The following is a 24,433-nucleotide window of genomic DNA, read 5'->3' on the forward strand; positions in this document are numbered from 1 at the left end:
CCTCGATGAAACTGCCGATCTACGGCCCGCGCCTGCGCCGGGTCGCCCGCAACCAGTTCGGCTGGCGCACGCTGCGACCCGGCCAGTTCAAGCCGATGCGTGCCGTGCTGCGCCGCAAGGACGCCCTCGTGGTGCTCCCGACCGGCGCCGGGAAGTCGGCGATCTACCAGATCCCGGCCGTGCTGCTGCCCGGCCCGACCGTGGTGATCTCGCCGCTGCTCGCCCTCCAGCAGGACCAGATCGCCGCCCTCAACGACCGCGGCGACGCGAAGGTCCGCGCGGTCCGGGTCAGCTCGCAGGAGACCCCCAACCAGCAGCGCGAGGCGATCGAGGCGGTCCGCCGCGGTGAGGCCGAGTTCCTCTTCATCACCCCGGAGCAGCTGAGCAACCCGGAGCGGCAGGCCGAGGTGCGGGCGCTCAAGCCGGGCCTGGTCGCTGTCGACGAAGCGCACTGCATCTCCGCCTGGGGACACGACTTCCGCCCCGACTATCTCGCGCTCGGCGAGATGATCAAGCAGATCGGGCGGCCGCCGATCCTGGCGCTCACCGCCACCGCGTCGCCGCCGGTCCGCGAGGACATCATCGCCCGGCTGCACCTGAACAAGCCGGAGATCCACGTCTCCGGGCTGGACCGGCGCAACCTGTTCCTCGAGGTCGCGTACTGCCCGGACGACAACTACCGGTGGCGCAAGCTGACCACGATGCTCGACGAGGAGCAGCGGCCCGGCATCATCTACGTCGCCACCCGCCGCGCCGCCGAGGAGCTCGCCGAACGCCTCACCACCTCCGGGTACCCGGCCGCCTACTACCACGGCGGGATGGCCGCCGGCCTGCGCGAGCAGCGCCACGAGGAGTTCCAGGACGACAAGGTCGACATCATGGTGGCGACGTCGGCGTTCGGCATGGGCATCGACAAGCCGAACATCCGCTGGGTCGCCCACGTCGCCCTGCCCGACTCCCCGGACAGCTACTTCCAGGAGATCGGCCGGGCCGGCCGCGACGGCGAACCGGCGCGGGCCCTGCTGCTGTGGCGCTCCGAGGACGAGGCCATCCAGCGGTTCTTCCAGGGCGGCTCCCCCGACCCCGACGAGCTGCGCGACCTGGCCGGCGAACTGCACAAGGGACCGGCCTCCAAGACCGCGTTGCAGAAGGCGACCGGCCTCGGGCCGCGCAAGCTCGGGCAGTACCTCAACCTGCTGGAGCAGGTCGGCGCGGTGCGCGCCGGATCCGGCCACAAGCTGACGGTCCCGGCCCGCGCGCCCCTCCCGGCCGCGGCCGCCGAGGCCGCCTGCGCGGAGTACGAGCGGCAACAGGCCGTCATGCGGTCCCGGACCGACATGATGCGCGGGTTCGCCCAGTCCCGGCAGTGCCGCACCGAGACGCTCCTGGCGTATTTCGGCGAGGACCTGAAGAAACCGTGCGGCCACTGCGACAACTGCGCCGACGGCACCGCCCACGAGATCGCCGCCGCCGAGCCGGAGGGCCCGTTCCCGGTGCACGCCCGGGTGCAGCACGGCGAGTGGGGCGAGGGCATGGTGATGAACTACGAGGAGGACCGGATGACGGTCCTCTTCGACGACGTCGGCTACAAGACGCTGTCGGTCCCGGTCGTCGTCGCGAACACGTTGCTGACGCCAGTCAAGGCTTCCTCGAAAGCCGGACGCTGAGTCGGCTCCTTCATGGACTGCTCCAGACCTTCCGGGGCCGGTGTCGGGTAGCGGACCGGAGAACGTGGCCCGCGCCGGCGAACCGGAACATCGATGTCGGCGTACGTTCCGGTAGAGACGCGAATCGCGAGCACCGGGGGAGGCGTCGATGCAACCAGGCCGGCTCGGAGTCGATGTGGTGGCGCTGCGGACGCTGGGTGCGGATGTCGCCGCGGCCGCTGCGACGCTGCGCGAGTGTGCGACCGCGAGCGGATCGGGCCTCGCGCCGGCCGCCCAGACCGGCTCGGCGGCCGGGACGGCGGCGCTGGCGGCGGAGCAGGCCTGGTCGGTGGGCCTGGAGCGGCTGACCGTCCGGGTGCAGCAGCTCAGCCGGAAGATGACGGAGGCCGCGGACACCTATCAGGCCACCGACCAGGCCGGCGCGGACGAGCTGCGGCGCAGCGGATCGGCGGGACTCTGATGAGCGAGATGACGCTCCAACTCCTGCTGGGTTTCGACGCCGCTGTCTGGCATGAGGCGGCGGACCGGTGGCAGCGCCTCGCCCGAGGCGTCGACGCGGCCACCGACCAGCTGATCCAGGGCACCCGCGATCTCGCCTTCGCGTGGCCCAGCGGCGCGGGATCGGCGGCCGCGGCCCAGGAGGCCGCCACTGTGCGGACGGAGGTGAGCAACACCTACGGCCCGGCGAAACGCATCCAGGAGGCGATCGATCAGCACGCGTACGCGATGAGTTCGCTGCGCCGGCAGGCCGAGAGCATCGTCGAGGCCGCCCGGCAGGCCGGCTGGACCGTCGACACGGCAGCCGTCACGATCACCGCGCCGGCGTCCGCGTACATGGGCGGCAACCTGGACCGGACCGGCCGGGAGACCGGTGCGCTGCTCAACGACCTGCGCACGGTGGTGGAATACGCCCGGGCGCAGGACGACGCGACGGCCGGTGTCATCAACGCCAACGTGCCGTCGGCGCAGGTCGGGTTCGGGGCCGGACCGCCCGGGGCGATCGCCCGGGCGCAGGAGCTGATCAACAAGATCAAGGACCCGGCGTACCAGCCGACCGCCGCCGAACTCGACGAACTTCGTGACCTCATCCAGGCGTACGGCCGGGATCAGGTCTTCGCCTTCGATCTTCTCAACGCTCTCGGGCCGAAGGGCCTGCTGGAGCTCAGCGGCACCCTCGCCACGTATCAGCTCGACCAGCCCGGCAAGGACGCCGACAGCTTGCTGTTCAGCAACGACACCGCCGACGTGGTGCGGGATCTGCAGAACGGCCTCGGGGTGATGCTGGCGACCGCGACCACCGAGACCGGCACCACGACCGGGCTGCGCGGCGAGACCTACGTGCCCGGACAGTACGAGTTGTCCAGTCAGTGGGTCACCGACCTGATGACGGCCGGGCGCAGCCGGATCGACATCGGGGATCCGTCCAGTCCGATGCGGTACGTCGAGGACGTCTACGGCTACCAGTTGCTCGGCCCGCTGCTGCACAGCGGCGGCTACGACGCCGGATTCCTGTCCACCGTCGGCGGGGACATCGTCGACTTCGAGATGGAACAGGGCAGAGGCAGCGACCTGTGGGGCGAGACGCGCGCCGACAACGTCCGCCTGGACTGGACCCAGGGCCACGACGACAACCGGACCCCGGCCGGGTACGACCCGATGAACGGCCTGATGGACGCCCTGTCCCGCAACGGTGAAGCCGGCCGCGACCTGCTCACCGGCCACACCGAATACACCGCCGACGGCCCCGACGGCGGACGGCTGCCCCGGCTCGACTACCTGCTCACCGACCGCAACTGGGACCCGGCCGCGGACACTCCCGGCGGGCCCGGCTGGACAGCCGAGCTGCTGGAGAACGGCGGGGACTACAAGAACGGCGCTCTGGAGAAGTTCGGTCTCGCACTGGAACACGCCACAACTGACACAGCCGGACCGGACGCGCGGCGCCTCGTCGAGTCGATCGTCTTCGAGACCAATGTCGACGAGCAGGCCCTGGGCGCGGCCAACGGCGCGAACCCGAGAGACGGCAAGACCGTCGGCTTCGCGGACTCCGACCTGGTGCATCCGGAGATCCGCGGTTCGATGGCGAACATCGTGTCGTCGTACATCTCCGACGTCAACCAGAACATGGTCGACGGGACCCGTTTCGACACCGACGCAGCCGTGGAGGTGGACCGCACCCACCTCGTCAGATTCCTGGCCGACCTCGGCAAGGACCACGACGCGCGCCAGACGATCGCGATGGCCGAGGCCGCCTATGCCACCGGCAGTTACCACGACATCCTCTCCGGCGGGCAGGACCCGGGCGCCGGCATCGACGACAAGACTCTGCGGTCGATGGGCGTCGTCTCGCACACCTACGGCAGCGTGATGGGTGCCGTCGACTTCGGGGCGGGGGAACAGCTGCACACGGACAGCGAGGCGCGGGATGCGGCGCACAACAGTGTCATCGAGGAGCGGTACAAGGCCGCCGGTTTCCTGGCCGACCAGGTGGTCGGCAAGGTGACCGAGAGGATCCCGGTGCCCGGCGTCGGCGACCTGGCCAACGAGTTCGTCGGCGGGGTGCTGGACGAGATCCAGGAATCAGCGAAGACCGACGGGCGGGGAAGATCCGCCTACGACCTCGGTGACCTGCTGGGCTCCGGTGGGGACGGCTCGGCCAAGCTCGCCGAGATGGCGCTCTACGAGAGCGGCAAACTCGAGGGCCTGCCGACACACCTTCACCAGGATGGTCAGCTGAAGCCGGTGGAGGAGTGGACGGAGCTCGACCAGCGGGACTGGCAGGACTACAAGGGCGGGAACGGCCGGGACACGGTCGGTCACGCTGCCAGCCAGGCCGGGGAAAGCTACCAGAACGGCTACGAATGGGCGAGAAATATCTTGGGCCAGTCGGAGGGTGGTGAATCCAAGTGAAACGGTGTGCTGCGGCGCTGGTCGCTGCGCTGGCGATCCTGGTAACGGCGGGTTGTACCGATACCGATGAGCCGGTGAAACCAGACCCCTCGGCGTCGAGCGTGCCGGTCTCGATGACTTATGACGAGGCATACCGGGCGCTGCCGATGGATGGGACCGAAAAGCTGCCGATCAGATGGGATCTGTCTCAGGTTCAGGACACCGATGAGGTTCTCGCTGCCCGGCGGAGTCTCGTGTTTCTCTACTGGCAGGGAAGCCAGACCGACTGGACCCCGATCATCCCGATCGGACGGTTTCTCTACACCGATGACCTGTACCAGTTGGTCTTTGCGCCGTTCGCCGACGTCACGAACAACGAGGATCCAGCAACCGGGCCCCTCTGGGTCAAGACCATGGGCGTTGAAAAGGTCGGCGCTGACCGGGCCACAGTGACCTTCTGCACGGATACCGGCTACTGGCGCCGCGCCGGCGACGAACCCCAGGTCCGTAAAGACCGGGCGATCGTGGAGTCGTATGAGATGCACTACGTCCAGGCCGGCGACGGGGAACGTCGCTGGCTCGCCGACCGGCACTTCGCCATTGATCTGAAGCGCGGGCCGAAATACGGCGCGGAGTGCACGAAGTGGGCCCGGCACCAGCCCTGACACGACACCGAACAGGAGCGGGAGCGAGGTTCGGCGGCGATCCACGATCCCCGATCCGTGGGCGGTTGACGGCGGCGAGACCGGGGAACTGTCCTGGACGGGTGGGTGGCTGAGCGGCGGCCGTGCCGGAAGCGCTCCCAGCGTGTTGCGCGGATGTGCCATCATGCGCACGTGCCGGTACGGGGGAGGCGGACATGGCTGCGTCGACCAGACGACGATCGCCGTTGTGGGCTCGGATCTGCGTCGGCGTGGGGGCGGTGGTGCTGCTCGCCGGCGGTGGGACCCTCGTGGCCGGGAAAGCGCTGGTCGCCAAGTACACCGACCGGGTCACCGACGAGAGCCTGCTCGCCCCGATCGCGGCGAAACCGGCCGAGGCCGCCGCGCCGCCCCCGGTGAAATCCGACATCGACGGGCCGGTCAACATCCTGCTCGTCGGCATCGACCCGCGTGACGAGCACACCGCGCCGCTGGCCGACTCGATCGTGATCGCGCACATCCCGCGGGACCGGCACAGCGCGTACCTCTTCTCCATGCCCCGTGACCTGCGGGTGGACATCCCGGCGTTCGCGAAATCCGGGACCGGCGCGGACCGGACGAAGATCAACGCCGCGATGTCGTACGGCAGCCGCCTCGGCGACGGCCGGTACAGCGCGGCCCAGGGGTTCCAGCTGCTCGCCACGACGGTCGGCAACGTCACCGGGATCAAGAGGTTCGACGCTGGGGCCATCGTCAACTTCGGTGGCTTCAAGAAGATCGTCGAGGCGATGGGCGGCGTCGAGATGGTCATCGACATGGACGTCAGGTCCGAGCACCTCAAGCCGGACGGCTCGACCCGTGACCGGATCTCGCGCTGCGAGTTCGACCACACGTCGGCCAGTTGCATGCGGCCCTACACCGGGGTCCAGAAAACCTACAAGAAGAGCACCGAGCCGGTACGGCTGAAGGCGTGGGAGGCGCTCGACTACGTCCGCCAGCGGTACGGCGAGAACATGAGCGACTACGACCGGCAGCGGCACCAGCAGCAGTTCATCAAGGCGATGGCGAAGCAGGCGCTGAGCCGGGACGTCCTCACCGACCCGGGCAAGCTGCTCGACGTGATGGACGCGGCCGGCGACTCCCTCACCTTCGCCGGCGGCGGGCACACCATCGTGGAGTGGGCGCTCGAGCTGAAGTCGCTGAACATCGACGACATGATCACGGTGAAGCTGCCCGGCGAGAGCGTCTACGGCGACGGCTACCTGGGTGAGAAGTTCGGGCCCGGTGTGGACGACTTCTTCAAGGCGGTCACCGAGGACCGGGTGGCGGCGTTCCTGATGGACCACCCGACCTACATCAACGAGACCAACTGACCTCTCAGCCCGCGACGGCCTTGCGGAAAGCCTCCACGGCCAGGCCGGAGACGGCGCGGCCGTGGCCGAAGACGGCGCGGTCGAACTCCAGGCCGGCCAGGCGGACCAGGCTCTCGCCGGCCCGGATCGGGTCGGCGGTCACCGGTCTCGGCGGACCGGACACCCGGCCTCGGCGGCTGCCCGCGGCGTCGCCGGCGAAGAGCACCCCGCCGGCGCGGTCCAGCAGGTACGACACGTGGCCGCGGGTGTGGCCGGGCGTGTGCAGCGCGGTGAACCCGGGCAGCGGCTCGGAGCCGTCGACGGTGATCAGCTGGTCGACCTTCGTCGGCGGGGCGGTGCCGACCAACCGGCCGACCAGTTTGGCGAGGACGCCGACGGGCTGGGCCGGGGCGTGGTGGCCGCCGATCCACGGGACCTCGGCGGCGTGCGCGATCACCCGGGCGCCGGTCTGCTCGCGCAGGGTGGCCAGGCTGCCCACGTGGTCGGGATGGTGGTGGGTGACCAGGATCGTGGTCACCTCGCCCAGCGAGCGCCGGATGCCGCGGAGGCCCCGCTCGATCAGCGGCGACCGGCCGGGCAACCCGGTGTCGATCAGGACCACCCCGTCGTCGGTGACGACCAGGTGCACGTTGACGTAACCCATGCGGAGCTCGAAGACCCCGTCGACCACCTCTTGCACGACGAGGATTCTCTCAGCCGCCGCGGACCTCGCCCCGCCGGGCCACGGGAAGAAGGCCGAGAGCACGAGCGCTCTCCACCGCCTCCCGCCGGGTACGGGCGGCCAGTTTCGCCATCACCGCGGCCACGTGGGCGTCGACGGTACGGACCGAGAGCACCAGACGGGCGGCGATCTGTGGGTTGCTCAGCCCGTCGGCGAGCAGTCGCAGCACCTCCGCCTGGCGGCCGGTCAGCCCCGCCGGATGGTCACGGGTCGCCGGTTGCGGGCCGCGGGGGATCCGGGCCACGCCACGGTCACGCAGGTCGGCGCGGATGTGGCGGGCCAGTGGCGCGGCGTCCAGCGCGTCCAGGACGCGGATCGCCGCCAGCCGGTCCTCGGTGGCGGGGCCTCGGCTGAGCGCGAGAGCCTGCTCGTAGCGGCAACCGGCGGCGGCCCAGCGTGCCGCCGCCCGCCCCGTGTCCGGAACCGGTCGATCGGGGGCGAGCAGGTCGTACGGCCAAAGGATTTCGACGTCGGCGCCCAGGCGATGCAACCAGAAGCTGAACGCGCCGAGCCGCCGCCCGCCCTCCCGGGAAAGCATCCGGTGGAAGACCGGCGTCAGCCGGGCGGCGACCGACGGATCGCCGCGCAGCCAGGCGGCCTCGGCCATCGCCGCGCCGGCCGGGCCGATCCGCTGCGCCTCGCCGAGGCCGCGGGCGATCTCCCACGCCTCCTCGATGGGCGCCTCGGCGCCGGGCAGGCCGCGGCGGGCCCGGACCAGGCCGAGCACCACGAGAGCGGGCGGCCGCATCATGGTGGGCGCGTTCTCCTCCCAGCGGGCGTGGCGTTCGGCCTCGTCCCATTCGCCGAGGTGCAGGTGCGCCATCGAGCGGGTGATGTGCAGGTATCGGACGAAACCGAGGACCTCGGTGCGTTCCGCGTAGGCCAGCCCTTCGTCGAGCAGTTCCAGAGCCTCCCGTGGCCGCACGTCGTCGATCAGGTGCCAGGCCAGGTTGGTGTAGGCCCGGCACGCGTGGTCGGTCTCGCCGGCCGCCCGGGCGACGGCGAGGCTCTCCTCCAGCAGTTCCCGGCCGCGCGGGTCGGCCCGGTCCCAGAGCGCGTAGCCGACGTTGTTGAGCGCGTGCGACAGCACCGCCGCGGAGCCGGCCGCCCGGGCCAGGACGATCGCGCGTTCGCCGGCGACGACGGCGGCGTCGGCCTGACCGCCGAGGGCGTGCAGCTGCGACTCGTTGCTGAGCCCGAACGCGAGAGCGGCGTCGTCACCGGCGTCCTCCAGCACCGCGACGGCCTCGGTGGCGGCGGTCTCGGCGGCCGGGCGGTCACCCCAGTACCAGTTGACGCGGGACAGCCGGCGCAGCGCCAGCCCGAGAGCTACCGGGCCGGGCAGGGCACGGCGCAGGGCGACCGCCTCCCGCTGGGCGGTGCGGGCCGGTTCGGCCTGCCCGAGCATGTAGCACTCCTCGGCGTACGCCTCCAGCAGATCCGCCCGCACGGCCGGTGCGAACGCCGCCCGGTGCTCCAGGACCAGCCGGTAGTGGGCGGCCGCCTCCCGGTGCGAGCCGGCCGCGGACGCCTCCGCCGCGGCGGCCGGCGCATAGTGGACGATCAGGCCGGTGTCGCCGGACTCGGCCGCGTGGTGCACGAGCCGGGACAGGTCGGCGTCGCCGTGCTCCCGCAGCGCGGTCAGCACGGCCCGGTTGGCGGCGATCCGGCGGGTGGCCGGCATCGACGCGGCGACCGCGCGGCGCATCAGCTCGTGACGGAACTGCACCCGCGCCGGGGTGACCGTGAGCATGCCGCGCTGCTCGGCGGCGGCCAGCACGTCCAGGCCACCCGGCACGACGGCGTCGACGAGCCAGCGCTCCACCGCCGACGGGATGACGGCGAGCAGCGACAACGCCTCCCGGCACGTTTCGTCGAGGGCCTGGAGGCGGGCGTGGACGGCCTCGGTGACAGTCGCCGGGACACCGTCGGTGTCGCCGGTGCCGAGCACCTCGGTGACGAAGAACGGGTTCCCGGACGTGATCGCGAAGACCCGCTCCGAATCCAGGCCGCGGTCGCCGACCAGACGGCGGACCGCCCCCGCCGACAGCCGGGCCAGCGGCAGCCGGCGCATCGGGGTGCCGGCGGCCAGCCCCAGCAGCCCGCGCAGCGGATGACCGGCGCCGATCTCCTCGTCCCGGTACGTCCCGACCATCACCACCGGCAGCGCCGCGATCCGCCGCACCAGGAACCGCAGCACGTCCAAAGTGGCCTCGTCGGCCCAGTGCAGATCCTCGACCACCAGCACCGTCGGATGGCCGGGCCAGTCGAGCTCGGCCCGGAACGCCTCGAACACCCGGGACCGGTCGCCGGAGCCGAGCGCCTCGGTCAGCCCCGGACCGACCTTGCCGACCAGGTCCCGCAACGGTCCCAGCACCCGCGGGGTGGCCAGGTCGTCGCAGTACCCCACGAGCAGCCGCCCCTCGGCCGGCAGCACCGAGCGCAGCGCCTCGACCAGGCTCGACTTGCCGATGCCCGCCTCACCGGTGATCAGCACGACCGAGCCGTGGCCGTCCAGGGCACGCCGGGCGACCGCGCCGAGCTCGCTCAGCTCGTGCTCCCGCTCCAGCAGCGCCCGGGTCATGCCGCGGAGTCTAGGTGCCGGTCTAGGTATCCCCGGCCGCCGAGCCAGGTAGCCGACACGGATTCCCCCGGCCGCTGTCGTCCCTAGAAAGGAGGCATGACAGTCAACGAAGCGAAACTGATGGAGTTCGTGCACCGGTTCGTCGGCGACCTGGGCGCCACGATGGCCGCCGGTGGCATCGTCGTCGGCGACCGGCTGGGCCTCTACCGTGCCCTCGCCGGGGCCCCGGCCCTCCCCGAGGAGCTGGCCGAACGCACCGGGACGGCGGCCCGCTACGTCGAGGAGTGGCTGCGCGGCCAGGCCGCCGGCGGGTACGTCGAGTACGACCCGGCGACCGGCCGCTACTGGCTCACCCCGGAGCAGGCGTTCGCGCTCACCGACCCGGACGGCCCGATCTTCGCGCCCGGCGCGTTCCAGCTGGCGCTGGGCGCCCTCAAGGCCGAACCCCGGATCACGGCGGCGTTCCGGACCGGCGACGGCCTCGGCTGGGGCGAACACGACGAGGACGTGTTCACCGGGTGCGAACGATTCTTCCGGCCCGGATACAGCGCCCACCTGATCACCACCTGGCTGCCCGCCCTCGACGGCGTCGTCGCCCATCTGGAGTCGGGCGTGCGGGTCGCCGACGTCGGCTGCGGGCACGGGGCGTCGACGGTGCTGATGGCGCGGGCCTACCCGCGATCCGTGTTCACCGGCTCCGACCGGCACCACGCGTCGGTCGACCAGGCCCGCAAACGCGCCGCCGACGCCGGACTCGACGGCCGGGTCAGCTTCGAGAACGCCGGCGCGCAGAGCTTCGGCGGCGGCCCCTACCAGCTGGTCACCACATTCGACGCGCTGCACGACATGGGCGACCCGCTCGGCGCGGCCCGGCACGTGCGATCCCGGCTCACCCCCGACGGCACGTGGATGATCGTCGAACCGGCGGCCGGCGCCTCGGTCAGCGACAACCTCAACCCGGTCGGGCGGGTCTACTACTCGTTCTCCGCGTTCCTCTGCGTGCCCAGCGCCCTCGCCCAGGACGGCGGCTACTCACTGGGCGCGCAAGCCGGCGAGGAACCGGTCCGCCGCCTGGTCACCGACGCCGGTTTCCGCCATTTCCGGCGCGTCGCCGAAACCCCGTTCAACATCGTTTACGAGGCAAAACCCTGATTCGGTACGCCGTACGCCGCCCCTCAACCGCATCCTCCGCGTCCCGCCGCCACCGCGCGGCGGGACTGCCCGCTCCCGGCCTCGGCGCGCCCGCCGGGCCGAGGCCTGCGGTCACCGTCACCCCTCCGGCCAGAATCCAGCGCGGTGTCAACGCGCCAAAACAGCGCCGTGCCAGCCGAACACCAGGACGGCCGCCCGGAAGAACGGCGAGTGGCCGTGAGGCCGCAACAGATCAGCCGGCGAGACATGCCGGCGATCGTCACAGGATGCAACGACGACGGAAAGGGGTAGGTAAGAATGCTGACGGCCGCCGGCTGCCGCGGACGCGGCCGACGATGCGAGAAAGGGACAAACGCGTGACGGATCGACCGCTCTATGCCGAACTGGGGTTCACCGACGCCGAATGGGGGCTGCTGACCGGACTGCCTCAGTCGGTGCTCACCGCCGCCAGCGCGGCCAGCCCGGACAGCGCGCGAAAGACCCGGGCCGAGAGCGCGGCCGGGCTGGACCGGATCTCGGACGCACGGTCGTCGGCGAGCACCCTGGTCGCGGCGGTCGCCACGGCCGCGGTCGCCGAGGCCGGCGACCCGGAGATCGGCGAGGAGGCGCCGGTGATCCAGCCGGGCGACCCCGTGGGGTACGCGGCGGACGTGGTGGCCCGGGCCGCCGAGGTGGCGGCGCTACTGGCCGCGAAGGCCTCCCCGGCCGACGCGGAGACCTACAAGCACTGGCTCGTGGAGATCGCCGACGAGGTGGTGGGCGCGGCCTCCACCGGCGGCGTCCTCGGAATCGGCGGCGAGACCGTCACGGAGAGCGAGCGCACGTTCCGTGACGACCTCGCGAAGGCCCTGGCGAGCTGATCGTTCCCGGTCGCGGCGCCCGCCTCCCCCGGCGCCGCGACCCCGGCCGTCACCCGAGAGGCGCGCTGATGGGCGGGAGTCTCGCCCGCGTCGCGGGGACAGCCACGGGACTCGGCGTGGCCATACCAGATTATTGGGGTTCTCCTCGGTATGTGCCGAAGCTCCACAGGTTGCCCTCGGGATCGCGGGCCGCGAAATCGTGGGAACCGTAGTCGGTCATGGCCGGCTCGCGAATGATCTCGGCGCCGGCGGCGGCCGCTCGGGCGTGCAGCGCCTCGATGTCGTCGGCGACCACGTAGGCGCCGAAGGTTCCCGGCTTCAGGTTCCACGGGTCGCCCGGGGCGTCGCGGACCGATCCGAGCATGATGCCGCCGCCGAGAGGCCAGCGTAGTTCGGCGTGGTGGATCACGTCGCCGTCGCCGTGGACGGCCGTCGGCACGAATCCGAACGCTTCGGACAGGAAACGGATCAGGGCTCGGGCGTCGGTGGCACGCAAGGTCGGCCACACCTGCGGTGGCGGGATCGTCGAGTCGGTCATGGGCTCATCGTCGCGGACACGGCAGTGGGCAGGCTTGGACGAAAGCGAACTCGCCGAGCGCGGCCGAAGAGACCGGCGCGGACGGGCAACGCCACGGACCCGCAGAGCGGCACGAGGATCCGGAGAACGGCGCGGTCAGGAATCAGGCGGGCCGAGTTCGTCGGCCAGCCAGCGGGACGGTGGGCACCCGGCGAAGGTCTGGAAGTCGCGGACCAGGTGGGACTGGTCGGCGTAGCCGTGTGCGGCGGCCACATCGGCGAGACGCACGCCCGGCCGGATGGCTCGGCGGGCGCGGTCGAAGCGGGCGATGCGGCCGGCCTCTTTGGGGCGGATGCCGAGTTCGGCGCGGAACCGGTCGGTCAGGTGCCGGCCGCTCCAGCCGACCCGTGCGGCCGCCTCGGCGACCGGCACACCGCCGTTGATCAGATGGACGGCGTGGGTGACGGTGACCGGCGCGGCGTCGTCGCGGAGGCGGCCGGTGAGCGCGCGGTCGAGGGCGGCGAAGCGGGCCGGCCAGTCGGGGGCCTCGGACAGGCGTTCCCGGAGTTCGCCGACGAACGGTTCGCCGAGGATCGCGGCGGCGTCCACGTCGAGGTTCGCGAGGGCGGCGGCGGGGAGCCCGAGCAGCGGCCGGCAGCCTTCCGGGCGGACCGCCACCTGCACCCCGGACTGGCTGCCGTCGTGGCTGATCAGCGCGGGTGTGAGGTGCAGGCCGCCGAGGAGCGAACGGTACCGGCCGGGGGCCTGCGCGGGATCGGGATGGGCGGCGATGACGAGCGGCTCGTCGATCGTGACGATCAGCGTCAGGTACGGCGACGGCAGCCCCCGGTGCAGGGCGGGGGCGAGGCCGCGCTGGCGGTAGCCGCTGTAGAACGCGACGTGCGGGCGCAGCGCCGGAGCCGGCCGGGCCTGCGTGTACTCGTCCATGGCGTCGAGTCTGCCTCAGCCGGGTCCGGTCTCGTGATCGACGGGGACAGCTTCAGTCCCGGCGGATCAGGCCCTGCTCGATGGCGGTGGCCACGGCGGCGGCCCGGTCACGGACGCCGAGTTTGGCGTAGGCGTGCAGCAGGTGCGTCTTGACGGTGGCCTCGCTGATGAAGAGGCGTTTCGCGGTCTCCCGGTTGGAGCAGCCGCGGGCGGTGAGCGTGAGGACCTCGATCTCGCGCTGGCTGAGCGGCTCCTTGGCGGGTGAGCGCAGCTGGCCCATGAGCCGGCCGGCGACCGCCGGGGAGAGGACGGACTCGCCGCGGTGGGCGGCCACGACGGCGCGGAACAACTCCTCGCGCGGGGTGTCCTTGAGCAGGTAGCCGGTGGCGCCGGCTTTGATCGCGGGCAGCACGTCGCTGTCGGTGTCATAGGTGGTGAGCACGAGAACCCGGGCGGCGGACCCGCGGGCCTTCAGCTCACGGATGGTGGTGACGCCGTCCATGACGGGCATGCGCAGGTCCATCAGGACCACGTCGGGGGCGACGGCCTCGGTGACCGCCAGGGCCTCCCGCCCGTCGCCGGCCTCGCCGAGGACGGTGAACCGGTCGTCACCGGCGAACATGCCGCGCAGCCCGTCCCGGACCACCGGGTGATCGTCGACGATGACGACTTTGATCATGCTGTTCCTCCCAGGGCCAGGGCCGGCACGCAGGCGGAGATCGCGGTGCCGCCGCCGGGTTCGGACTCGACTTCGAGGGTGCCGGCGACCCGGGTGAGGCGTTCCCGCATGGCGCGCAGGCCGTAACCGCCCTCGGCGGTGACCTCCCGCGGCGCCTCCGGGTCGAAGCCGGCGCCGTCGTCGCGGACGTCGAGGGTCACCACGTCCTCCATGTAGGACAGGGTGAGCCCGACCCGCCCGGCGGCGGCGTGCTTGGCCACGTTGGCAAGGGCTTCCTGGGCGGTACGCAGCAACGTCGTCTCGATCTCCGGCAGCAACGGCCGGGCCGCTCCGGTGGTGGTCAGGTCGGCGCGGACGCCGTGCAGCTCGGACCATCCTCGCAGCACCTCGTCGAGGGCCTCGGGCAGGCGGGCCGCGTCCAGGTGCTGGGGTCGCAGCGCCTGCACCGAGCGGCGGGCCTCGGCGAGGCTCTCCCGGGCGAGACGTTTCGCGGCGGTCAGGTGTCGCTCGCGCTCGCCGGGGTGGGCCTCGGCGGCCTCCAGCTGGGTGACGATGCCGGTGAGCCCCTGGGCGAGGACGTCGTGGATCTCCCCGGCCATCCGCTGCCGCTCGTTGTGGACGCCCGCCTCGTGGGCCTGGAGCAGCAGCTGGGCGTGCAGGCCGGCATTTTCCTGGAGGGCGGCCGCGAGTTTGGCGTTGGCCTCGGCGAGCTGGTCGATGCGGCGGACCCGGGTGTCGGCCTCGCGCTCGTCGCGCAGGGTCACCCATGTCATGATCCCGGCGATCAGCAGGTTGCAGAGCAGGACGGCGAGGTAGATGACGTAGCCGTCATCCTCGTTGGCGAAGGTGTCCCAGCCGCCGATCTGGGACATCGCGTTGATCGCGGCGACCGGCAGGACACCGGCGATCTGCCACCGGCCCGGGGCCGCGTAGCCGAGGAAGATGTAGCCGGTCCAGGTGAAGACGCCGAAGAGCGGGCTGCACATGACCAGCAGGAAGTTGAGGGCGAGCAGTCCGATCAGGAAGATCAGCATCAGGCCGCCGCGCTTGCGCCAGGCCGGGTGCAGGTCGACCCACCAGGCGATCCACGCGGCGGTCAGGAGGGCGACCGGCACGATCGTCCCGAGGCCCCGTTGCGGCAGGCCGTCGACGCCCTGGGTGACAACGGTCAGCAGCAGCGAGCCGAACAGCGTGCCGTAGGACAGCAAGGTGCGCCAGAGTTCCCGGTTCTCCACCGGTCCCTCCGGCGCCTCCAGCTTGCGCATCGTCACTCCCAGCGGAACAGCTTGACCGCGGCGGCCCCGCAGATCAGCAGGTATCCCACCAGAACCGTAATCGAGAGCAGCGCCGGCGACTGTCCCAGGAGGGCGTCGGTCATCAGGTCCTGGCCGGCGGCGAGCGGGGTGAAGTCACCGATCCGCCGCAGGATCTCCGGCATCAGCTCGCGGGGCGCCCACAGGCCGGCGAAGAACATCAGCGGGAAGAAGAGGAACGTGCCGATCGCGTTGGCGGTCTTGCCGGTCGGCGCGATGCCCGCCAGCAGCAGTCCGATGGAGAACGCGCCGGCGCAGTTGAGCAGGACGGCGAGCAGGAACAGGGCCGGGTTCTGCGGGAACGGCACGTCGAACACGAGGATCGCCACCGTGTAGACGAGCACCATCGAGATCAGCACGGTGATCAGGTTCATCACCAGCTGCGCGGTGAGCAGGATCGCCGGGCGGGCCGGTGTGGTGGCGAGGCGGCGCAGGATGCCGCGTTCGCGGTAGGTGGCCAGCACCGACGGCAGGCCCTGCAACCCGATGATGCCGATGGCCAGGCCGAGCGCGAGTCCGGCGTACAGGTCGATGACCCGCAGCCCGCCCAGCTCGGGCGGCGCCTCCTTCATGGTCGGCACGTTCCCGAGGATCAGCACCAGCAGGATCGGGAAGAACAGCGTGAAGAAGGCGTAGAGCGGATCGCGGAGAGTGAGCCGGAACTCGGTCAGCGTCAGCTTGGTGAAGACGGACATGCCGGTCACTCCTTGCCGGTCAGATGGACGAAGGCGTCGTCGAGAGTGGACTGTTCGAGGGTCAGCTCGGCGGCCACGATGCCGTTGCGGGCCAGCACCGAGACGACCGCGTGCAGCAGGTTGCCGCTGCCGACGACCTCGATCTTCGACCCGTGCCGGTGCACCTCACGGACCTCGGGCAGCACGGTCAGCAGCTCGTCGCCGATCGGGGTGGACGGCCGGAATCGGATGCGCTGCTCGTTGCCGGTCCGCTCGACCAGGCCGGCCGGGGTGTCGAGGGCCGCCACCGCGCCCTTGTCGATCACCACGATCCGGTCGCAGAGACGCTCGGCCTCCTCCATGAAGTGAGTGACCAGCAGCAGGGTGACACCGCGGTCGCGGATGCCGGAGATCAGCTCCCAGGTCTCCCGGCGGGCCTGCGGGTCCAGGCCGGTGGTCAGCTCGTCCAGGATGGCGATCTCCGGGTTGCCGATCAGCGCCAGCGCGATCGACAGGCGCTGCTTCTGGCCACCGGAGAGCTTGCCGAACCGGGACTTCAGCTTCGGCGTGAGGCCCAGGTCGTCGGCGAGGGCACGCCAGTCGGCCGGGTTCGGGTAGAAGGTGCTGTACAGCTCCAGCGCCTCGCGGACGGTGATCTTCTCCTGCAGCTCGCTCTCCTGCAGCTGCACGCCGATGCGGGAGCGCAGGGCCGGGTCCCCGGCAGGGCTGCCGAGGACCGTGATCGTGCCGGAGTCCGGGGTGCGCAGACCGGCGATGCACTCGACGGTGGTGGTCTTCCCGGCGCCGTTCGGGCCGAGGATGCCGAAGATCTCACCGGGTTCGACACTGAAGGACACGTCCCGTACGGCGACGGTCTCGCCGTACCTCTTCGCCAGGTTCTTGACCTCGATGACTGTCATGCACCGAGCATCACCCGGCGAGCAGGGCGCCCGAATCGAACAGCGGGCGGCGGTTCCGGTCCACCGATCGGTTGATGCCGCCCTACACCGGGTCTTCCACCACGGCCGGGGTACGCCGCAGGCTCGCGTAGACCGAGCCGACCTGTGCGGCCACCCGCTTCCACGAGTACGCCTGCCGCGCCCGGTCGAGCGCCGCCGTCGCGTACGTGAACCGCCGCACCTTGTCGTTGACCAGCCGGCGCAGCGCGCCCCCCAGGGCACGCGGGTCCCGCTCCGGCACCAGGTCGCCGGTCAGCCCGTCGACCACGGTCTCGGTGAGCGCCCCGGCCGCCGGGCCGACGATCGGCACGCCACAGGCCATCGCCTCCAGGGCCGCCTGCTCCTCCCACGGGGTCGCGACCAGCACGTCGGCGGACCGGTACCAGCTCGGCAGCTCCCGGTGCGGCACCGAGCCGACCAGGCGGAACCGGTCGGCGACATGGAACTGCTCGGCCATCGACCGGAGCAGCCGGGCGCCCGGGTCGGCGGGCAGCTGCTCGGCGGGCGGGCCGCCGACCACCACCACCTCGGCGCCGGGGACGTACCGCATCGCCTGGATGACGTCGCCGAACCCCTTGCGCTCGACCAGCTTGCCGACCGACAGGATGCGCGGGCGCTCCGGGTCGCGCTGCACGGCCGGGCCGTCGGGGGTGAAGGTCTCACTGTCCACGCCGGACGGGACGATGGTCAGGCTGGCGCGGGGCACGCCGATCCGGACCAGGCCGCGCACCTCCTCCTGGGTCTGCGCCACCACCCGGTCCACCGCCCGGCCCAGCGCCCGCTCGTATCCGGAGCGGGACGGGCCGTGGGCGGACTCGCCGAACTCGCCGAGCTCGTGGAACGACTGCACGACCGGGATGGCGAACTGCTTGGCGGCGGTCACCGCGGCCAGGCCGCTGGTCCAGAAGTGCGCGTGCACGACGTCCGGCTGCCAGCCGTCGCGCCACTGCTCCCCGAGAATCCGGGCGAACTCGCCCATGTACGGCAGAACCAGGTCGGACGGCAGCGGCCGGGCCGGGCCGGCGGTGATGTGGACCACGTGCACGCCGCTCGGGGTGACGACCACCTCGGCGACGTCCGGGGTCTCGCGGCGTGTGTAGATCCGCACGTCGTGGCCCAGTTCGGCCAGCGCGGCCGACAGGTCGGCGACGTCAGCGTGCTCGGAGATCATCGCAATGTGCACGGGGTCTCCTCCAGCGGGCCGGTGTCAGGTACGCGCAGCAGTTGCCCGACAGTACGAACCGTAAACATGGGCCGCCCGTTACAGACTCTCTGAGCAGGGTAAACCGAAAGTCGTGGCTATCGTGGCGCGAACCGTTCAGGCTCCACCCGACCAGATCTTCGCCGTCCTCGCCGACGGATGGACCTACAGCGACTGGGTGGTCGGCACCGTACACATCCGTGACGTCGAGCCGGCCTGGCCGGCCCCCGGTGCGAAACTCCACCACAAGGCCGGCCCGTGGCCGCTGTCGCTGCACGACTCGTCGACCGTGCTGGCCTGTGAGCCCGGCCGCTCCCTGAAACTGAACGCCGGACTGTGGCCGCTCGGGGCGGCCGAGGTCGACATCCGGCTCACCCCGGTCGGCGACGGCGCCACCCGCGTGGAGATCGCGGAGGACTTCACCGAGGGCCCGCTGCGGTGGGCCCGCAACAAGCTCAACGACCTGCTGCTGCACCGCCGCAACGTGGAGACCCTGCGCCGTCTCGCCGACATCGCCGAACGTCAGCGGTAGATCACCCGGTGGGCCGCGCCGATGACGGCGGGGTAGAGCGGATTCCCGTCCCGGGCCAGCGCCGCGCGTGCCGCGTTGGCGCCGGGCGCGCCGTGCACGCCGCCGCCCGGATGCGCCGACGAGCTGCCGAGGAAGAGCCGGTCGACGGGGGTGTCGGCCCGTCCGAGGCCGGGCACCGGCCGCAGGAACAGCTGCTGGAACGCGGCCGCGGTGCCCCCGCCGAGCGCCCCGCCGACGAGCGACGGATTCTCCCGCTCCATGTCGCCGGGCGCGAACACGTTGCGGCCCACGACCTCGCCGCGGAACCCGGGGGCGTGCTCCTCGACGACCGCCTCCATCCGCTCGACGTGCTCGGCGATCTCGTCGGCCGACCACGAGGCACGGTGCGGCAGATGGGTGTACGCCCACATCGACTCGGTCCCGTCCGGCGATCGGGTGGCGTCGGTGGTGGTCATCTGCCCGAGCAGCAGGAACGGGTTCGGCGGGATCTCGTCGGAGGCCAGGTGCGCGGCGTACCGGGTGAGGCCGTTCAGGTCGGCGCCCAGATGCACGGTGCCCGCGCCGGCGGCGGCCGGGTTGGTCCACGGGACCTTCGACCGTACCGCCCAGTCGACCTTGACCGTCGCGCCGTCCCAGCGGAAGTGCGCCATGTCCTCGGTGAGCCGTGGCGGCAGCCACCGCTCACCGACCAGGTCGAGGTAGAGCGCGGGCGCCGGCACGTCGGCGATCACCGCCCGGCGGGCCCGCCAGTCCCGGCCGTCCGCCGTCCGGACCCCCATCGCCCGGCCGCGCGCCACCAGCACCCGGGTCACCGGGGCGTCGTAGACGATCTCCCCCGGGAAGCGCCGGACCAGCGCCGACGTCAGCTCCTGCGCGCCGCCGACCGGGGCGGGCCAGCCCATCTCCTGGCCGAGCATGGCGAGCAGCCAGCCGTACACCCCGCCGCCCGCCTCCTCCGGGGACAGGTCGGTGTGCAGGGCGCAACCGGCCAGCGCGAGAGCCGCCCCCTCCCCCGCGAACAGCTCCGAGCCCAGCTCCCGCACCGACAGCACGAGCCGCCGGGCCAGCCGCAGCGCGCCGCCGAGTTTCAGCTGCCGGATCAGGCCGACACTGTTGCGGACCGGCGGGAACGGCGTGAACAGGGTTTTCAGCATCTCGCCGGAGACCGACTGCCAGTCGGTGTAGGCGTTGCGCCACCGGTCGCCGTCACCCGGCGCGAACTGCTCCATCGACGCGGCGGTCCGGTCGACGTCGCGGCTGACCGTGGCGGCCCGCCCGTCCGGCAGCAGGTGGGTGAAGACGTCCGGCGCGTGCGTCCACCGGATGTCGAGGTCCAGCCGCTCCAGCACCGGGGAGGCGTACCCCAGGGGATAGAACGCGCTGAACAGGTCGGAGAGGTAGCCGGGGGCGGTCACGTGCCCGGAGCGGACCGCCCCGCCCGGTTGCGGGGTGGCCTCCAGCACCCGGACCGTCCATCCGGCGTCGGCCAGCAGGTTCGCCGCGACGAGGCCGTTGTGCCCGGCCCCGACGACGACAGCGTCCACGTCGTCCACGTTTCGCAAGCTACCCCGTGTTTAGGGCCCTCACTCCCGGGCACCCCAGTGATCGTGACAAGCAACTGAAGGGAGAACCTCGTGAGCACGGTCACCGAGTTCGTTGACGTCAACGTCCCGGTTCGCACGGCCTACAACCAGTGGACCCAGTTCGAGGAGTTCCCCCGGTTCATGGAGGGGGTCAGCGAGATCCGCCAGCTCGACGACACCCACACGCACTGGAAGACGGAGATCGCCGGGATCAAGCGCGAATTCGACGCCGAGATCACCGAGCAGCTGCCCGACGAGCGGGTGGCGTGGCACTCCACCGACGGCGAGAAGCAGGCCGGTGTGGTCACCTTCCACCGGATCGACGACACCCACACCCGGGTCACCGTGCAGATGGACTTCGACCCGCAGGGGTTCGTCGAGACGGCCGGCGACAAGCTCGGCGTCATCGACCGGCGCGTGAAGGGCGACCTGCACCGCTTCAAGGAGTTCATCGAGAGCCGCGGCGGCATCGAGACCGGTGCGTGGCGGGGCCAGGTCGACCGGCCGGGCATCTGACGATCGGAACACCCCGGAGACGGTCGCCACGGCGGCCGTCTCCGCCGTTTCCACCACTTTCCGAAGGGTATGCCACGATCATGACCGATTCACGCGACACCGAGACCTGGCGCGACGAGGAGCGGCTGCCGCTCAGCGAACTCAACAAGGCGATGGCCAGCTGGGACACCGACGGCCAGAACGACCCCACGGACAACGACGCCGGCGCGGAGCCCTCGGTCACCGCAGGCGAGCGCCCCAGCACCACCGGACATACCGGACCACACTGATACGGTACGGCCACGCCGGGCACCCTCCGCTACGACGGTCCGGTGAGCGAGACACCGGACCGACCCGATGCCGCCGGGCTCATGCGACGGTCACCGTCACCCCCGATACGCGCCCTCGTCCGCTACCGGTCGGCGGCGTCGCGGCCCGGCTTCACCGGCATCGCAGTGCGGCTCGGTCGTGCGGGCGCTGCCGACCGGACCGGCTTGCGCCCACCGGCAGCCCGATCCGGCCCGGCCGGCGTTGGATCCCGCCTCGGCTCCCCCTGTGCCGAACTTCGGCGTGGATGACTCGGCACACCGGCCCGCCCCGGCACTCCGCCGTCCGTACCACGGCCCGGCCTCACCGGCGTCGCATCGCGGCGCGCATGACCCGAACCCCGACCCTGCACCCCGCCGTCCGCACCACGACCCGGCCCCACCGTGGTCGCATCGCGGCGCGCATGACCCGAACCCCGGCCCGGCACCCCGCCGTCCGTACCACGACCCGGTCTTGCCGGCGTCGCATCACGGTGCGCATGACCCGAACCCCGGCCCGGCACCCCGCCGTCCGCACCACGACCCGGCCTCACCGGCGTCGCGTCACGGCGTGCGTGCCCCGGCTGCCGATCCGCCGGGCCCGCCCCGGCCCCTCGGCGTGCGGCCGGACCAGAGCCGGGGCCGGACGGGGCAGTTCCGCGACCTGGCTCCCGGACGACCGGATCCGGCGCGTCCGGCTGCGGCGCGATGTCCGACGGCCGGCGGATCACGAGAGCGCCGATCCCCCCGTCGGCCCGGATCGCGACCCGGTTGCGGGCCGGCCGAAACGCCGGTTCGCGGAGGACGGTGCCGGCGGCGGTGCCGTTGTTGGCGGTCCACGGTGTCTCCACCGATCCGGCGCCCTGCGTCAGGTGGATCCGTACCGGGGTTCCCCGCCGCACCGACACCACCGCGGTGCCGATCCCCCCGGTGAAGACGACCGGCACCGTGCCGTCCGGTTCCGGCAGCCACACCTCGGCCAGCCCGGCGGAGCCGACCTCGACCCGCTGCACCCGGCCGTCGCGCAGGTTCAGCTGCTGCTCCCCCGCCCCCGCCGGGAGCCGGATGTCCCACCGCACATCACGGTTGAGGACGATCCACACCTCGTCGAGCCCGTCCCCCGCCGCCTCGGTCAGCCGCACCGTGACCCGCCCGCCACGGCTGTCGACGACCGGCACGACCCCCGCGTCGGCGGCGGTGCTGATCCGGTAGAGCAGCCCGGGCAGTCGCGCGAATCTCACCCGTACGCGCGCCGCGGCATCACCCACAGTGAGCCAGGCAGCGGTCCTGCCGCCGAGCGGCCCGGCGACCACCCGCTCGGCGACGACCGGTCCGACGGGGGCCGGGGGCGGCGCCGGGGGCGCCGGCCAGACCATCACGACGCCTCCCACGGCCAACGCCGTAACCCCGGCGGCGGCAAGAATTGAGCGACGGAGACGCAAGTCGGTGGGCACCATCGGACAACGGAGAATCGGCCGAACGGGTGACGGCGATCCGCCCATATCGCGCCAGACTTTCCGAGTGCGATCTGTCGGTTTCCTCTCCGAGCGCCAGCGCCGCTTCGCCTGGGTCGGCTTTCTCCTGGCCGCCTTCCAGGCACCTTTGGCAGCGAAACTGGTCGATGACGCGTCCTGGTTCTTCGCGGTGGTGGTCGCCCTGGTGGTAGCCACCGTGATCATCGCCGACGACGCCGAGCGCCGTCGCCCCGAAACAGTCGACTACCCGGAGTAACCCTCCCGGCGACCACCTGCCACCGCGCCCTCCCTGATCGCGGCCCCCTCACCGCTACCCTGTCGGCCGCACCCCACCGACGCGCCGCCCCTCAGGGGCATCAGGAGACGCGCATCCCGAGCTGCCCACACAGGGAAGCTCCCGTGTGGCCGCCCCATGCCTTCCGACGGCCGCCGCACCAACCCCATCACCATCGGCCTGCCTTCTCGGTCCGGGACATGCCATCCACCTCGCCCCATCTCGGCAGGCCGGGACACGCGATCCGGCTGGCCCCATCTCGTCGGGCTGGGACACGCCTTCCGCCTCGCCCCATCTCGGCAGGCCGGGACACGCCATCCGGCTCGCCCATCTCGGCAGGCCGGGACACGCCTTCCGCCTCGCCCCACCTCGTCGGGCCGGGACGCGCCTTCCGGCTCGCCTCAGCTCGTCGGGCCGGGACGCGCCTTCCGGCTCGCCTCAGCCTTCCGCGTCCTCGACCGGACCTGGCCGGGCCTCGTGCCCGGGCCGGCCATGGGTTCGCCGGCGTTCCTTGAGCCCCGCCTCGTAGAGATGGCGCCGTCCACCGGCCAGCCGATCCCGGGCCTCCCGTTCCAGCGCACAGAACTCGGCGTAGTAGCCGTCGTCGAACTCCTCGACGATCTGGAACGTCCAATGCCCCGGAATGACGTTGCGCCCGATCAACTCCCGCTCGATCCGCTCGGCCATCTCGGCCTGCCCCGCCTGCATGAACAGCGAAACCGCCTCATCCAGCGCGAAGTCCGCCTTCCCGACGAGCTGATGCGCGCTGTAGAGATGCCCGCGAACCCGTTCCACCGTCTCCAGCGCCTCACTCAGCTTCCCGAGCGCCTCCACTGTCACGTCATCGAGCCCGTCCGGCCGCCGATGCGCCAGATCGGGCCCGTCCTCCACGGCACCCGATCCGATCCCGCCGTCCGCGGCCGCGCTCCGGCCCGCCCTACCGTTGCCGGCCGGCATCGTGTGCTGATCCGCCACGCCCATCACCAATCCCTCCGCGCCGTCACCGGGACCGGCTCCGGCACCCGCCCCGCACCGCCCGATCGCCGGACCGCTCGCCGAGGCCGCCCGACTTCGCGGGAGCAACCCCGCGCCCCGGCCACCGCGGGCGGGGACGAGGGCCACACCGGGTCATTCGCCGTACGGTCCGGTTTCCCGCGTCCGGCGAGTTCAACCGGCCTGCAACGGTGAAGGACCCGTCGGTCACCCTGGGCTACCTAACGTTTCTTCTCATGAATGGCCTGTTCAGCAACGCCGCCGCCCGCGCTGCTCAGCGCTCCGCCCACGCTTCGCTCGCCGACCTGACCGCCGCTGTCGGCGTGACCGGTCTCGCCGCCGCCCAGGCGAACCCCGGCCTCATGTCGGTCATCGACCAGCACGCCGCCGGCGTCCGGGACAGCCTCGACGCCGACTCCCGCCCGCTGACCGCGATCCTGCTCGCGGCCTACGCCGAGGGTGTCCGGGACGCCGCCTTCCAGCACGGTTGGACCGCCCCCGAAGGTGACATCGACTGGGCCGAGAACGACTGGGTCCTGCGCCGCCTGCTCGCCGTCTGCATGCTGGCCACCACCCTGCCGGCCCCGCGCTGACGACT

24 protein-coding genes are annotated in these 24,433 nt (G+C 72.0%); 12 read left to right on the forward strand and 12 right to left on the reverse strand.

Features of this window, described 5'->3' with window-relative positions; translation table 11 throughout:
• The first annotated feature begins 5 nt into the window (after positions 1 to 5).
• The 5 genes from BM290_RS14130 to BM290_RS14150 all read left to right on the forward strand — a co-directional run bounded on the left by BM290_RS14130 (position 6) and on the right by BM290_RS14150 (position 6,570).
• Complete coding sequence (locus BM290_RS14130) at positions 6 to 1,667, forward strand: RecQ family ATP-dependent DNA helicase (RefSeq protein WP_093614013.1); 1,662 nt, start codon at positions 6 to 8, stop codon at positions 1,665 to 1,667.
• Positions 1,668 to 1,815: 148 nt separating this feature from the next.
• Positions 1,816 to 2,127 (forward strand): type VII secretion target, encoded by a 312-nt coding sequence (locus BM290_RS14135; protein WP_093614015.1) that lies wholly within the window; start codon positions 1,816 to 1,818, stop codon positions 2,125 to 2,127.
• A gap of 8 nt (positions 2,128 to 2,135) precedes the next feature.
• On the forward strand, positions 2,136 to 4,577 hold the full coding sequence (locus BM290_RS14140; RefSeq protein ID WP_239143526.1) for a hypothetical protein: 2,442 nt from the start codon (positions 2,136 to 2,138) through the stop codon (positions 4,575 to 4,577).
• Complete coding sequence (locus BM290_RS14145; protein ID WP_239143527.1) at positions 4,574 to 5,221, forward strand: hypothetical protein; 648 nt, start codon at positions 4,574 to 4,576, stop codon at positions 5,219 to 5,221. Before BM290_RS14140 ends, BM290_RS14145 begins: the two co-directional genes overlap by 4 nt.
• Positions 5,222 to 5,415: 194 nt before the next feature.
• Complete coding sequence (locus BM290_RS14150) at positions 5,416 to 6,570, forward strand: LCP family protein (protein ID WP_093614019.1); 1,155 nt, start codon at positions 5,416 to 5,418, stop codon at positions 6,568 to 6,570.
• A gap of 4 nt (positions 6,571 to 6,574) precedes the next feature.
• Here BM290_RS14150 and BM290_RS14155 read toward each other — a convergent pair whose 3' ends face one another.
• Positions 6,575 to 7,249 carry an MBL fold metallo-hydrolase gene (locus BM290_RS14155; protein WP_239143528.1) on the reverse strand — a complete coding sequence of 225 codons (675 nt, stop codon included), beginning with the start codon at positions 7,247 to 7,249 and terminating at the stop codon, positions 6,575 to 6,577.
• Between the two features lie 13 nt (positions 7,250 to 7,262).
• Entirely contained in the window at positions 7,263 to 9,875 is a 2,613-nt protein-coding gene (locus BM290_RS14160) for an ATP-binding protein (protein WP_177319709.1), read from the reverse strand.
• Between the two features lie 96 nt (positions 9,876 to 9,971).
• Between BM290_RS14160 and BM290_RS14165 the strand changes: the two genes are divergently transcribed.
• A complete protein-coding gene (locus tag BM290_RS14165; protein WP_093614021.1) occupies positions 9,972 to 11,027 on the forward strand; it encodes a methyltransferase domain-containing protein in 1,056 nt (351 codons plus the stop codon).
• Between the two features lie 356 nt (positions 11,028 to 11,383).
• Positions 11,384 to 11,887 (forward strand): hypothetical protein, encoded by a 504-nt coding sequence (locus BM290_RS14170; protein WP_093614023.1) that lies wholly within the window; start codon positions 11,384 to 11,386, stop codon positions 11,885 to 11,887.
• Between the two features lie 130 nt (positions 11,888 to 12,017).
• Here the strand turns inward: BM290_RS14170 and BM290_RS14175 are convergent, their stop codons facing one another.
• The 7 genes from BM290_RS14175 to BM290_RS14205 form a co-directional block, all read right to left on the reverse strand.
• Entirely contained in the window at positions 12,018 to 12,425 is a 408-nt protein-coding gene (locus tag BM290_RS14175) for a VOC family protein (RefSeq protein ID WP_093614025.1), read from the reverse strand.
• 135 nt (positions 12,426 to 12,560) lie between these two features.
• The gene (locus tag BM290_RS14180; RefSeq protein ID WP_093614027.1) at positions 12,561 to 13,352 is read right to left on the reverse strand and encodes an AraC family transcriptional regulator; all 792 of its coding nucleotides are present in this window, start codon (positions 13,350 to 13,352) and stop codon (positions 12,561 to 12,563) included.
• A 52-nt stretch (positions 13,353 to 13,404) separates the two neighbouring features.
• On the reverse strand, positions 13,405 to 14,031 hold the full coding sequence (locus BM290_RS14185; protein ID WP_093614029.1) for a response regulator: 627 nt from the start codon (positions 14,029 to 14,031) through the stop codon (positions 13,405 to 13,407).
• On the reverse strand, positions 14,028 to 15,296 hold the full coding sequence (locus BM290_RS14190; RefSeq protein ID WP_093614031.1) for a sensor histidine kinase: 1,269 nt from the start codon (positions 15,294 to 15,296) through the stop codon (positions 14,028 to 14,030). The genes BM290_RS14185 and BM290_RS14190 overlap by 4 nt, the downstream gene beginning before the upstream one ends.
• A 2-nt stretch (positions 15,297 to 15,298) precedes the next feature.
• Positions 15,299 to 16,039, reverse strand: a complete 741-nt coding sequence (locus BM290_RS14195) for an ABC transporter permease (RefSeq protein WP_093614715.1) — start codon at positions 16,037 to 16,039, stop codon at positions 15,299 to 15,301.
• A 5-nt stretch (positions 16,040 to 16,044) separates the two neighbouring features.
• Positions 16,045 to 16,938 (reverse strand): ABC transporter ATP-binding protein, encoded by an 894-nt coding sequence (locus tag BM290_RS14200; RefSeq protein ID WP_093614033.1) that lies wholly within the window; start codon positions 16,936 to 16,938, stop codon positions 16,045 to 16,047.
• A gap of 82 nt (positions 16,939 to 17,020) precedes the next feature.
• Positions 17,021 to 18,160 (reverse strand): glycosyltransferase, encoded by a 1,140-nt coding sequence (locus tag BM290_RS14205; RefSeq protein ID WP_239143529.1) that lies wholly within the window; start codon positions 18,158 to 18,160, stop codon positions 17,021 to 17,023.
• A gap of 121 nt (positions 18,161 to 18,281) precedes the next feature.
• Here BM290_RS14205 and BM290_RS14210 point away from each other — a divergent pair, with 121 nt between their 5' ends.
• The gene (locus BM290_RS14210) at positions 18,282 to 18,710 is read left to right on the forward strand and encodes an SRPBCC family protein (RefSeq protein ID WP_307837937.1); all 429 of its coding nucleotides are present in this window, start codon (positions 18,282 to 18,284) and stop codon (positions 18,708 to 18,710) included.
• On the opposite strand, the gene BM290_RS14215 is transcribed toward BM290_RS14210, so the two are convergent.
• A complete protein-coding gene (locus BM290_RS14215; RefSeq protein WP_093614039.1) occupies positions 18,701 to 20,263 on the reverse strand; it encodes a phytoene desaturase family protein in 1,563 nt (520 codons plus the stop codon). The genes BM290_RS14210 and BM290_RS14215 overlap by 10 nt on opposite strands.
• Positions 20,264 to 20,344: 81 nt before the next feature.
• On the opposite strand from BM290_RS14215, the gene BM290_RS14220 reads away from it, so the two are divergent.
• Both BM290_RS14220 and BM290_RS14225 read left to right on the forward strand, forming a co-directional pair.
• Positions 20,345 to 20,809 (forward strand): SRPBCC family protein, encoded by a 465-nt coding sequence (locus BM290_RS14220; RefSeq protein ID WP_093614041.1) that lies wholly within the window; start codon positions 20,345 to 20,347, stop codon positions 20,807 to 20,809.
• Positions 20,810 to 20,889: 80 nt separating this feature from the next.
• Entirely contained in the window at positions 20,890 to 21,078 is a 189-nt protein-coding gene (locus BM290_RS14225; protein WP_093614043.1) for a hypothetical protein, read from the forward strand.
• 122 nt (positions 21,079 to 21,200) lie between these two features.
• Here the strand turns inward: BM290_RS14225 and BM290_RS48310 are convergent, their stop codons facing one another.
• A complete protein-coding gene (locus BM290_RS48310) occupies positions 21,201 to 22,472 on the reverse strand; it encodes a hypothetical protein (RefSeq protein WP_177319710.1) in 1,272 nt (423 codons plus the stop codon).
• Positions 22,473 to 22,614: 142 nt separating this feature from the next.
• Between BM290_RS48310 and BM290_RS14235 the strand changes: the two genes are divergently transcribed.
• Positions 22,615 to 22,824: a hypothetical protein gene (locus BM290_RS14235; protein WP_093614045.1), complete on the forward strand. Its 210-nt coding sequence runs from the start codon at positions 22,615 to 22,617 to the stop codon at positions 22,822 to 22,824.
• 456 nt (positions 22,825 to 23,280) lie between these two features.
• On the opposite strand, the gene BM290_RS14240 is transcribed toward BM290_RS14235, so the two are convergent.
• The gene (locus BM290_RS14240; RefSeq protein ID WP_373871049.1) at positions 23,281 to 23,799 is read right to left on the reverse strand and encodes a hypothetical protein; all 519 of its coding nucleotides are present in this window, start codon (positions 23,797 to 23,799) and stop codon (positions 23,281 to 23,283) included.
• A 272-nt stretch (positions 23,800 to 24,071) separates the two neighbouring features.
• Here BM290_RS14240 and BM290_RS14245 point away from each other — a divergent pair, with 272 nt between their 5' ends.
• A complete protein-coding gene (locus BM290_RS14245; protein WP_093614047.1) occupies positions 24,072 to 24,428 on the forward strand; it encodes a DUF6401 family natural product biosynthesis protein in 357 nt (118 codons plus the stop codon).
• Positions 24,429 to 24,433: the final 5 nt, after the last annotated feature.

Origin of the sequence: Actinoplanes philippinensis (genome assembly GCF_900113015.1) — a bacterium.
Taxonomy (GTDB): Bacteria; Actinomycetota; Actinomycetes; order Mycobacteriales; family Micromonosporaceae; genus Actinoplanes; species Actinoplanes philippinensis.